This window comes from Advenella sp., assembly GCF_052108595.1.
Classification (GTDB): Bacteria; Pseudomonadota; Gammaproteobacteria; order Burkholderiales; family Burkholderiaceae_B; genus Advenella.
In genome coordinates, this window is the sequence record NZ_JBQEAU010000134.1 from 1 (window position 1) to 10,915 (window position 10,915).

The window sequence follows — 10,915 nt, forward strand, 5'->3', positions numbered from 1 at the left end:
CAATTGGCGCGTTTGCCACCAGTGGGGGCGCAGGTAGTACAGCCAGTGGCGGCTCGTCGGTAGCCGGCAGTCAGGGCTCGCTTGGCACCTCGGCCGCCGGCAATACCTCTGCTGCATCCAATCAAACGGGGTCTGCTGCGCAGGTAGTGGGCGGGCCCGGCGGCGTGACAACGCAAACCGCCGGACAATCTGTTTCTTCGCAAACCAATTCCGGGTTTTCTCTCGGATTTGCGGCACAGACATCCAATGCGGTTGCCGGTGGTGCCTTTACATCCGGAGCGGGTGGCACCTTTGGAACGATCGGCTCCTTTGTTCACTGGACACCTTAAAGCGGGTGCCGATCGCATAAGCACGTAATCAATGAAAACATCTTCTCGGGGAGGGCGCGCTCTCTCCGTAAGGGAATTGCCATGAAAATGATACTTGTCGTTACCCTTGGGTTGCTGCTGTCACCTCCGGTGTTTGCCCAATCAGCGGGCGCTATCTCGGGTTCAAATTCAAATGCCAATAGCGGGTCAAACGCCAATTCGAATCAGTCTGCCGACTCCGGTGCGGCTGCGGTCGTTGACCTGACCTTTGGCGGCTCCGAGCAAAGACGTACACAGACGGTCCACACAACCCCAAATGTATATGCACCGCCCAGTATGTTTGGCGGCGTGAACAACTGCGGTCAGTCGAGCACATTTGGTATTGGTGCGACCGGTTTTGGTATCGGTGGTTCGCTGGCCGGTGAGTCGGAAGCGTGTAATGCGCGTGAAGATACCAGTATTGCGTACAAGTTGGGATACAAAGATGTGGCGGACATGCGTTTTTTCTGTTTCGGTGAAGACGTGAACCGCAAAGCCTATGAGTCCACTGGTCGAAGTTGTCCGAACTATGCAACGGCAAAAGGGCTTCCGGAACGTCCGGTGGCGGCCGCTGATAACAGTAGGATCAATAACAGTCAGAGCCAGCGCAATACCAACCGTGTCGTTGCGACGACGCCGGTCATAAGTCCGGTTGTTTATGTGGACAGCCCAAGGCTGCAGCCCCAGAGTACGCAGGATCTTCGCGTATTTTACGGTTCGAATTGACAGCGCCATCTTGGCATTGCAAAAAAATTATCGGGCCAACTGCTAATGAGGCTGAAATATGTTTGCTATCCAAAGCCCGGTTGCTTTGAGCTATGGTTCGGGCAGCCAGCGGGAAAAACAAGGCGTCGTCGCCATTGATAATGGCATATGACGGCGCCCTGTAGCTTGCCGGGTGGTCATTGTGTTTTTAATGCGTGATATTGTGACCGGCCAGAAAAATGTTGAACAGGCCAGGGCGCACTACGGCAAGAAATTTCTGAACTAGCGCCGGGAAAAGCACGCACCGTACATGAAAAAATTACGGTTTGAGCCGAACCGAGAAAACGCCATGGATCCTGGTGAAGTCATATTGTCCCAAAAACGATCTTGAGCGGGCAGTGAAAGAAGGCGAGCAGGTCGGCGGGTAAGGTCGCTGATATAGAAGGGAGTCAAATGTGGGCTGCTTGTGAATCGGCTATAAATTAAGCAACGCGCAGTCTCGGGATTAATTGCATTTGCTGCTGGATCACAGGTCCAACTACTGTCCGTATTGACCACGACGTTGCAACCGGCGACAGTTCACCTATTACACATGTATTGAAATCGGCCGATTGCATCCATCAGCTGCTGCTGTAATCGGCTAACAATACAGGCCACGGACTCGACCGAGTGTGCAAAACCCACCGCCGGTCCCATTGACAGCATGCCTTCTTCGTGTTCTCCCTGTCCATAGGCCAGTGCTTTTGTGCGCACACCACTGATTAACTCCCCGAAATCAGCATACTCACGTGCGCCGGCTTGTTCCATGGCAGCGACCTTGCGGGCATTGTTATTGTTAATGACTCGCCAGGTGTCGCCCAAGGACCCAAGAACCGTACAGGTGCCGTGCTGGTCCGTGGCGGCCACACGTTGCTTGTATGCCTGGTGTGCTGGTGTTTCGTGCGCTAGCGTGAAAATACTGCCCATGACCACGGCATCTGCGCCCAAGGCAAGTGCAGCTGCAATTTGCCGTCCGTGGCCAATACCCCCGCCCAACGCTAGTGGAATGTGCAATTGCTCAAGCGCATATGCACCATTCAAAAACGTTGGCAACTGGTTGCTGCCGGGGTGGCCGCCTTCTTCCACGCCAACCAGGGTTACCGCGTCTACGCCAAGATTCTGTGCGGCAACAGCGTGGCGTACATGGGCGCATTTATGAATCACGATCGAATTGGTTTGTCGCAATTGAGGCAATAGCGATGTTGGTGGCAGCCCCGCTGTTTCGAAAATACGCACGCCTTCCTCAAGAGCAATGCGTAAACGCTCAAGCACGACGTCATTGTTCTGCATACGACGCGATAGCGTCAGATTGACTCCGAAGGGCATGCCACCAGTCAAGTGACGACATGTCTGCAGTTCCTGACGGAATCGCTCATTAGAATTTGAGCTGCGCGCCGTGATAAATCCCATGCCACCGGCGTTGACCATTGCGGCGACCAAGTTTGCATCGGAAAGCCACATCATGCCACCCAGAAGGAAAGGCCATTGGATACCGAGCAATGTGGTTATGCGTGTCGGATATTGATCCGGGATATTCGCATTGCAATGACGAATGTCAATGTCTGTTGCGCTATCAGCTCTTGCGTCCATGTTCATATATCTTTTCCTAATAGCAGAACAGGGTGCAACTCACGGGCCAGTTGGCTGATCAGGGGGCCGACTTCTTCGAGCATGAGCGGGGTGGGCAGCAGGGAGCTGGGTCCGCCGCAGCTGACCACAAGCCGCTCGCCATCGGGAAGTTTGATCCCCGAGGCCACGGTATTGATCTGGTATATGGGCCGCTCGTGATAGACAAAACCACGCTCAGGATAGCGTGCCAGCGCCTGTTTCATTGCCTTGAATTCGGAGGCATCTGCCAGCTTGCCACTGCTCTGGGCTTCGGTCAGCAGTTGGTCGCGCACCTCGGGATTGCAGTTTGCCAGATATGCCCAGCCAATCGCGCTGTGAAACAAGGGGATACGCGAACCTACACGCAGATTCATCAACAGCGGTGAATTGCCCTGGCAGCGCAGCAGATAGACAATACTATTGCCCTCCCGTCGGCCCAGAGCAACGGCCACTTGATAGCGGTCGGCAATCGCCTGCAGCATGGGTCGGACGACCTCCAGCGCATCCTGGCCCGCCAATGCCGCAGCGCCTAACGCAATCGCAGCTGTTCCCAATTGCAACTTGTCCTTACCCGGGACGTTCGTGAGAAACCCGGTTTTCTGCAATGTATAGCATAGTCGCCATACAGTGGGTTGCGCTAACCCGGTCATTTGGGCGATGTCCGTTGTTCCCAGCATCCTTTGCTCAGCATCAAAACATTGCAATATTTCCAGGCCTCGTGCCAGCGCAGTGACGAACTGCCTGTCAGGTGTGTCGGATGTCATTGCATTTTCATCGTCTTTTGGATTGGGGCGTCTTGACATGAATATCCTCTTTCATTATGATAATTCAATTAGCAAATTAATAATTCGCACAGCAAATTATAATGGAAATGATGGAAGACATCAATACCCGCTCTGCGGTTCTTCAAATCAGCGGCGCCGTATCATGGCCAGGCAACTGCTATTGGGGGCCGTCCGCGGTACGGCAAGTAATCGAGGCCGCCGAATCCAGGCTGCGCCGTCCGCTTGTCATCACCGACCCGGGTGCATGGCGTGCCAGTAGCGCTGTTGTGCAGGCGGCGCTTGCCGCAAGGTCAATACAGGATTGGCAGGTATTCGAAGGGGTGGTGGCCAACCCATCGCTGGCCGAGGTACGAGAAGCATTGCGTATGGCGCGACATTCCGGTTGTGTCAGTATTATCGCCGTGGGTGGAGGCAGTGTTATTGACGTTGCCAAAGTCGTGTTTGGATGTCTTTGCAGTGGCCTGGAGCCTGAAGAGCTGGCGGCACCTCGCGGCCAGGCATGGCTTGATGGTCCTGTTCGGCCTGATGCGCCGTTATTGCTTGCCATTCCCACGACCTCGGGCACGGGTAGCGAGAGTAGCTCAGCGGCGCTGATTCAGGGCGATGACGGGCGCAAGCATATGTACCGTTCTTTGCGAACCCGTCCCGCGTTGGTCGCGCTACAACCTGACCTTACCTTGAACCTGCCAATGCGGCCGACTGCGCAAGGCGGATTCGACGCGTTGCTGCATGCACTGGGTGCGCTGGTCAATACCGATTGCAACCCGATTGGTAAAGCCATCGCCTTGCACGCCCTGCATGCCTGCATGCAAGCCTTACCCTTGGTGCTCGAAAAACCGGAAAATCTGGCTGCGCGTACAGAGATGCAGATGGGGGCATATCTTGCAGGTGTGGCAATCGGCATCAGCAAAGTAGACGCCGTCCATGCCATGTGTACACCGCTGGAGTCGGTCGCAGACATGGCGCATGCCGAAGTGCTGGCCCCTGTCTTTCGCGTGGTGTCGCGCTACACCGTGCAGACGCATGCCAGCGTTTACGCCAATACCGCTAGGCATTTGAATATTGCTGGTACGGGCGATGATCATAGGGGCGCGCAGGCGCTGATCGAGCGGGTCGAACAGTTGGCGCGACAGGCCAATATCTCTCTTTATCTGACCAATTTGCAATTGTCAGAACAGCAGGCCGGTCAACTGGCGACCCAGGCTGTGCAAAGCGCATCCATGCCGCTTAACCCGCGCCGTCTCAGCCACGAAGAAATCAAATCACTGTACCTGCAAATGGGCAATTAAGGATCCTGTCATGAATGTTATTGATTCCAAACCATACGAGATGCTCATCGACGGGCGCTGGCAAGCCGGCCGGGAAGGGCTGGTCTTTGACACACTCAACCCGGCCACAGCAAAACCCCTTGCCCAGGTATATCAGGCAGACGCGGCTGACGTGGATGCAGCCGTACAGGCAGCCCACAACGCATTCGAACATGGCTGGCGCAGGACCACGCCGGCCGAACGCGGCCGATTGCTAAGACGCCTGGCGGTGCTTTTTGATCGTGATCGGGAAAAACTCGCGTGGATAGAGACATTGAACGTTGGCAAGCCCATTACGCATTCGCTCGAATCGCTCAAGGCCATGCCGTCTTCACTGGAGTACTTTGCGGGCATGATTCCTGCCGTACGCGGCGAAACGATCGCCGTGGGAAACAGCGATGTCCTCAATTACACCATTCGTGAGCCGCTGGGCGTTTGTGCGCTGATTATGCCGTGGAACTACCCGATGACGCTGACGATCAACAAACTGGGGCCTGCGCTGGCAGCCGGCAATACCATCGTGCTCAAGCCGTCCGAGGTCACGCCGCTGTCGACCCTGGCGCTGGCGCGGCTGTTCGAGGAAGCGGGCTTCCCGCCTGGCGTTGTCAATGTGGTCAATGGCCTAGGGGCGACCGTAGGCGAACAATTGGTCACGCATCCGCTCGTGTCCAGAGTGTCGTTCACAGGCGGAACCGTCACCGGTGCCCGCATTCTCGCTTCCACCGCAAACGACTTGAAGCGGGTCACGCTGGAACTGGGTGGCAAGTCGCCACTGATCGTGTTTGAAGATGCCGCGCTGGACAAGGCTGTTGCTGTCGCAGCGGGAGACATCATCAAGAATTCCGGCCAGGTATGTATTGCCTGCACACGCATACTTGTGCAGGAAACGATACTTGATGATTTTCTTGATCGTCTGCAAAAGCGCCTGCGAGCAGTGCGGGTTGGCACGCCTGGAGCGCCCGATACCGAAATGGGACCGCTGGTCAGCGCAGCGCAAAAGCAGCGTGTCGAGCACTACATTCGGCTTGCGACAGAAGAGGGGGCCAAGCCCGCTTCTTTTGGCGACATCGCTCTGGACGAGAACACGGCATCCGGCTTTTTTGTGCCGCCCACGTTGCTGTTGCAATCGGGCGCGCAAATGCAATCGGCACAGGATGAAATCTTCGGACCGGTGCAGTCCGTCATCACGTTCAAGGATGAAGACGATGCCTTGCGTATTGCCAATCACTCGCGCTATGGACTGGCAGCCGTGGTCTTCACGCGGGATGGCGGACGGGCATTGAGAATGGCAAGGGGTCTGCAATCGGGAAGCGTTGCCATTAATACCGGCGTGCGCACGTCCTTCGATGCGCCTTTTGGCGGCTATAAGCTTTCCGGCATAGGCAAGGAGCGTGGCCTGGAAGCCATTTATGAAAACACGCAGTTAAAGAACGTCAAATATGACATGAGTGTTTGAGCAGTTAATAATCCAAGGAGGAAGTGATGAAAATGTTTATGAAAGTGGCACTGGGAGTGGCTGCATGTTCGCTGGCAACAAGCGCGATGGCACAGTGGCCTGAAAGGCCCGTTCGCATGGTTATCGGTTTTGCCCCGGGAGGCGCGTCTGATATCGCATTTAAAATGGTGCAGGACGTGCTGGCAGAAAAACTGGGCCAGCCCGTGGTGCCCGATTATAAGGCGGGGGCCAACGGTAATATCGCCAACAACGCCGTCGCTACGGCTGCACCCGATGGATACACCGCCCTGTGGGCCAATGTGGGGCCGCTTGCTGTCAATACCTATTTGTACAAAAACGTCAAAACCGATCCCGGCGACGTGTTCGCGCCGGTGACGCAATTGACAGACTCGCCGCTGATCGTGGTCGTTCCCAAAAAATCGCCCTATAAAAACATGCAGGACTTGATTGCCGGTATCAGGAAGGACCAGGAAAAGCTGACATTCGGCTCAGCGGGCCAGGGCAGCTCCATGCATATCGCAGGAACCTCGCTAGCGCTTGCGTTGGACGCGAAACTGACACACGTGCCGTACAAGGGCAGTGCGCCTGCGCTTCAGGATTTGATCGCCGGCCGGCTGACGTTCATGGTCGACAGCCGCTCAACCACCGCCCCCTTTATCGAGAATGGAACCTTGCGCGCACTGGCCATCAGCAGCAGCAAGCGCGCGCCGGATGTTCCTGATATACCGACAGTGGCAGAGTCTGGCGTACCCGGCTTTAACGTGACAACGTGGCAAGCCGTCGTGATGCCAAAAGGTACGCCGCAGCCCATCATCGACAAGTTTTCCAAGGCACTGCGCGAGACGCTGCAAACCTCTGTGGTGCGCGAGCGGTTTGCCCGCGTGTACACGCCGCTAGTCGGCAGTACGCCGCAGGAATTTGACCGATTCTGGGCCAACGAACGGACTGAAGCCAAAACGCTTGTGGAAAAAGCCAAGCTTCAAATTGAATGAGAATGACATGACCGAAATTGAAATCAGACTTTGGATGGAAAACTGAATATGGATCTGGGATTGAAAGACAGCACCGCTTTGATAACAGGCGGCGCCGGCACACTGGGCCTGGCAATGGCAACGCGTTTTCTTCAGGAGGGTTGCAATGTCGTGGTATGCGATGCCAGCCAGCCGTCGATTGACAATGCCTGCCAACAGCTTGCTGCCTTCGAGGGACGCGTGCTTGGCGTACTTGCTGATGTGACGGACAAGAATGCGGTGGATCAGGCCGTGCAACAGGCTACGGATAGGTGGAAAAAAATTGATGTGCTCGTCAACAACGCCGGCTTTGCACGTGACCGCTATCTGACCAAAATGTCTGAGGAAGACTGGCATGCGGTTCTGGACGTCACCCTGCAAGGGGCATTCCATTGCACCCGTGCCGTATTGCCGATGATGATGGATAACCGATATGGCCGGGTTATTAACATCGCATCGCGTGCGCATCTTGGCAATCCCGGGCAGACCAATTATTCAGCGGCAAAAGCCGGCTTGATCGGCTTCACCCGTTCGCTGGCGCTGGAATCTGGCAAATTCGGCATCACCGCCAACGCCGTGGCGCCGGGGGTCATCTCTACGCCTCGCATGCAACAACGCCCGGACTATCAGGAGTTGACCGAGCGCGCCAAATCCAATACGCCGGTCGCCCGTCTGGGCGATCCGGCCGATGTGGCCGCAACCGTCGCTTTTCTGGCTTCCCGTCTGGCCGGGTTTACCACCGGCGAAACCGTCCATGTGACAGGGGGACGTTACGCATGAGCACGCCATTCGATCTGAACGAGCATTTGAGCCGCCGCCTTTATTTTGATGATATCGATGAGGGGCAGAGCTGGATCAGTCCGCGTCGCACCGTGACCGAAGCGGATGTGGTTCAGTTCGCGGGTCTCTCGGGTGATTTCAACGCCTTGCACACGGATGCAGTTTATGCGCAAGAGCATCCTTTTGGGCAGCGCGCTGCCCACGGCATGCTGACGTTGGCCATCGCCTCCGGGCTGACCACGCGCATGCCTGTTTATCGGCTGATGGATGGCGCCCGGTACGCGCTGGTCGAATTGCGATGCCAATGGCGCAAACCGGTGTTTATCGGCGATACGATTCATGTGGAGTTGCGCATCGGCAAAAAAACCGAATCGCTGAAGCGGCCGGGAACTGGCAGAGTCTTGATGCATCGCATTATCAAAAATCAGCATGGTGAGGTCGTGGCCGACACAGAATGGACGACGCTGATGACATGCAGGAAGGAGGGCGCATGAGCGCAGGAATATCACAGTTGAAAGTCGATCAATTGAAATCGAATACTGCTTTTGACAGCCTGGCCGGGCTGATAAAGCCTCGTTCCGTGATGATTGTCGGCGCATCCACTACCGCAGGCACGCTGGGTCACACCACAGTGCAGAATCTGATTGAACACTCGGATTTCGATGGAGACGTGTTCCTGGTGAACCCCCGAGGCGGACAGTGGCAGGACCTGCCCTTGTACAGATCAATCGACGACGTACCAGCACAGAAAATCGATGTGGCGCTGTTGCTGGTCCGGGCAGATTCGGCGCTTGCTACATTGGAGGCGTGTGCCGCTAAAGCGGTGCGCTATGCCATTGTGTTTACCGGCGGTTTTGCAGAACTGGGCGAAACGGGGCGTCAAGCCGAACAGCAGATGCTGGCGCTTGCCGCGCGTACCGGGATGCGGCTGTATGGTCCCAATTGCGCCGGCATGACCATATTGTCGCCACGTCTTGGGCTGACCTTTTCGACCGAATTCCGCAATGACGGTCGTAATAATAAACTCTCGCGTATCGGCCTTGTCACGCAAGGTGGCGGTCTTGGGCGATCATTGATGCAGGGTAATGAACGTGGGGTGTGTTTTTCCCGCTGGTTCTCGACCGGTAACGAGCTTGACCTGGATAATGCTGACTTTATCCAATGGCTGGCTCAGGATCCCGGGACGGATATCATCTGCACGGTCATCGAAGGCATCAAGGACGGAGAGCGCTTTGTCGCTGCCGCGCAGGCAGCCAGCCGGGCAGGCAAGCCGCTGATCGCCCTGAAAGTTGGTCGTTCTGATTTTGGCAAGAAGGCGGCGCAGTCGCATACGGCATCGCTGGCGGGCGATGATGTCGTTAATGATGCGGTGTTCTCCCAATATGGCGTCATCCGGGTCGATGATCTGGATGAAATGCTTGATGTAGCAAGCTTGCTTTCGCGCGTAGGAGTTCAGGGCTTGAAGCGTCTGTGTGTTTATTCATCTTCAGGCGGAGCCGGAGTACTGTCCGCAGACAAAGTGGGTGAAGCAGGATTAACCATGGCGTCTCTGGACGAATCGACAGTGGCGGAAATGGCAAAACACGCGCCATCATATGCCGCCTTGACTAATCCGGTTGATTTGACGACCAAGGCCCTGGTCGATCCACAGCTTGCCAGCAAATGCCTGTTGCCGCTTTTCAATGATCCTGGCGTGGATGCGGTGCTGTACCCGATCACCTCTAACTACGCTGCCAGCACGGAAGGCATGGTGCGCAATATGCTTGAGGTGGCAAGACAGGCAAGGAAAGCGTTCGTACCCGTCTGGATGAGCAGCCGTCGTGGCCAAGCTCATGATTTACTGGTCGCCGAAGGCTTTGCGCCCGTCTATAGCCTGCGCAATGCCATGCAGGCGCTCAAACGCATCAATTGGTATGCCGAATGGACAGAGCGTAACGACGGCCGGCGCGATGCACCGGCGGATTCGCATGAAAAAGCTTGCGCCGGGCCATTGCCGTGCAACGAGACCCAGGCCAAAGCGCTGATAATGCAATCCGGAGTACGTTCTCCGAAGGAGCTGCAAGTCCACACTGCCGACGAGGCGGCCATGCAGGCCAAAGCCATTGGTTTTCCGGTAGCGCTGAAAATTGTGGCCGATGGCGTGCTGCACAAAAGCGAAATTGGCGGCGTGCAATTGAACCTGTGGGATGAGGCGCAGGTGCGCCAGGCTTTTGAGCAGATTATGGCTGCAGCGTGTGCGCACAACGTACCAGACAACAATATTCGTGGAGTACTTGTTTCCGAGATGATCACCGATGGCGTTGAAATGCTGGTTGGCATTCACCGCGATGCGGTCTTCGGGCCGATTCTGAGCATTGGTGCGGGCGGCGTCTGGGTGGAAGTGGAGGCTGATGTGGCGCGCTGCCGTCTGCCGGCCGATCGTGCTCTGCTGGACGGTATCCTGGATTCTACGCGGGTAGCAAGACGTCTGGCCAGTCATCGCGGTCTGCCTGCGCGTGATCGATCAGCGCTGCTCGACGCCACGCAGCACCTTGTCGCGCTGTTTCTAAGCCTGGGAGACCGGGTACAGTCGCTTGAAGTCAATCCACTGGTGGTGTTGAACAACGGTCATGGAGTCGTCGCGCTGGATGCGGTGATTGAATAATACTTTGCCTGCCTGTAAATGTTTTCGTTTGATGCGCGGCATTCAGATGCGGGGACAAAATTGCTTAACGAGGGAGCTTTTCGATGTTTAACAGTCAAATTGGCGGCGGCGACGCCCATTCTATCTCGGTCCGTGGCCACGACCTGGTCAATGATCTTTTCAATCGTGATTTTATTGATGTGCTGGCGCTGGAACTGCTGGGGCAGTTTCCAACGCCTGAGCTCAAACGTATGC

General features: G+C 56.1%; 10 protein-coding genes. 8 read left to right on the forward strand and 2 right to left on the reverse strand.

Features of this window, described 5'->3' with window-relative positions:
• A partial coding sequence (locus ACTIKR_RS18360) for a hypothetical protein (RefSeq protein ID WP_442328621.1) occupies window positions 1-329 on the forward strand: 329 nt, incomplete at its 5' end.
• 81 nt (window positions 330-410) lie between these two features.
• The gene (locus tag ACTIKR_RS18365; RefSeq protein WP_193088804.1) at window positions 411-1,073 is read left to right on the forward strand and encodes a hypothetical protein; all 663 of its coding nucleotides are present in this window, start codon (window positions 411-413) and stop codon (window positions 1,071-1,073) included.
• Between the two features lie 558 nt (window positions 1,074-1,631).
• Here ACTIKR_RS18365 and ACTIKR_RS18370 read toward each other — a convergent pair.
• Both ACTIKR_RS18370 and ACTIKR_RS18375 read right to left on the reverse strand, forming a co-directional pair.
• Window positions 1,632-2,687, reverse strand: coding sequence for an NAD(P)H-dependent flavin oxidoreductase (locus ACTIKR_RS18370; RefSeq protein ID WP_442328622.1), 1,056 nt, complete (start codon window positions 2,685-2,687; stop codon window positions 1,632-1,634).
• A complete protein-coding gene (locus ACTIKR_RS18375) occupies window positions 2,684-3,502 on the reverse strand; it encodes an IclR family transcriptional regulator (RefSeq protein ID WP_193088805.1) in 819 nt (272 codons plus the stop codon). The genes ACTIKR_RS18370 and ACTIKR_RS18375 overlap by 4 nt, the downstream gene beginning before the upstream one ends.
• Before the next feature lie 62 nt (window positions 3,503-3,564).
• Between ACTIKR_RS18375 and ACTIKR_RS18380 the strand changes: the two genes are divergently transcribed.
• The 6 genes from ACTIKR_RS18380 to ACTIKR_RS18405 are packed head-to-tail and all read left to right on the forward strand — an operon-like array spanning window position 3,565 to window position 10,681.
• Window positions 3,565-4,773 (forward strand): iron-containing alcohol dehydrogenase family protein, encoded by a 1,209-nt coding sequence (locus ACTIKR_RS18380; RefSeq protein ID WP_442328623.1) that lies wholly within the window; start codon window positions 3,565-3,567, stop codon window positions 4,771-4,773.
• A gap of 10 nt (window positions 4,774-4,783) precedes the next feature.
• Complete coding sequence (locus ACTIKR_RS18385; RefSeq protein ID WP_442328624.1) at window positions 4,784-6,247, forward strand: aldehyde dehydrogenase family protein; 1,464 nt, start codon at window positions 4,784-4,786, stop codon at window positions 6,245-6,247.
• A gap of 26 nt (window positions 6,248-6,273) precedes the next feature.
• Entirely contained in the window at window positions 6,274-7,239 is a 966-nt protein-coding gene (locus ACTIKR_RS18390; RefSeq protein ID WP_442328625.1) for a Bug family tripartite tricarboxylate transporter substrate binding protein, read from the forward strand.
• Between the two features lie 48 nt (window positions 7,240-7,287).
• The gene (fabG, locus tag ACTIKR_RS18395; protein ID WP_442328626.1) at window positions 7,288-8,037 is read left to right on the forward strand and encodes a 3-oxoacyl-ACP reductase FabG; all 750 of its coding nucleotides are present in this window, start codon (window positions 7,288-7,290) and stop codon (window positions 8,035-8,037) included.
• Window positions 8,034-8,531 (forward strand): MaoC/PaaZ C-terminal domain-containing protein, encoded by a 498-nt coding sequence (locus ACTIKR_RS18400; RefSeq protein ID WP_442328627.1) that lies wholly within the window; start codon window positions 8,034-8,036, stop codon window positions 8,529-8,531. Before fabG ends, ACTIKR_RS18400 begins: the two co-directional genes overlap by 4 nt.
• Window positions 8,528-10,681 (forward strand): acetate--CoA ligase family protein, encoded by a 2,154-nt coding sequence (locus tag ACTIKR_RS18405; RefSeq protein WP_442328628.1) that lies wholly within the window; start codon window positions 8,528-8,530, stop codon window positions 10,679-10,681. The genes ACTIKR_RS18400 and ACTIKR_RS18405 overlap by 4 nt, the downstream gene beginning before the upstream one ends.
• Window positions 10,682-10,915: the final 234 nt, after the last annotated feature.

Coding starts and splice junctions, on each gene's coding strand:
- ACTIKR_RS18365 (WP_193088804.1), top strand. CDS start 411: ATGAAAATGATACTTGTCGTTACCCTTGGGTTGCTGCTGTCACCTCCG.
- ACTIKR_RS18370 (WP_442328622.1), bottom strand. CDS start 2,687: ATGAACATGGACGCAAGAGCTGATAGCGCAACAGACATTGACATTCGT.
- ACTIKR_RS18375 (WP_193088805.1), bottom strand. CDS start 3,502: ATGTCAAGACGCCCCAATCCAAAAGACGATGAAAATGCAATGACATCC.
- ACTIKR_RS18380 (WP_442328623.1), top strand. CDS start 3,565: ATGGAAATGATGGAAGACATCAATACCCGCTCTGCGGTTCTTCAAATC.
- ACTIKR_RS18385 (WP_442328624.1), top strand. CDS start 4,784: ATGAATGTTATTGATTCCAAACCATACGAGATGCTCATCGACGGGCGC.
- ACTIKR_RS18390 (WP_442328625.1), top strand. CDS start 6,274: ATGAAAATGTTTATGAAAGTGGCACTGGGAGTGGCTGCATGTTCGCTG.
- fabG (WP_442328626.1), top strand. CDS start 7,288: ATGGATCTGGGATTGAAAGACAGCACCGCTTTGATAACAGGCGGCGCC.
- ACTIKR_RS18400 (WP_442328627.1), top strand. CDS start 8,034: ATGAGCACGCCATTCGATCTGAACGAGCATTTGAGCCGCCGCCTTTAT.
- ACTIKR_RS18405 (WP_442328628.1), top strand. CDS start 8,528: ATGAGCGCAGGAATATCACAGTTGAAAGTCGATCAATTGAAATCGAAT.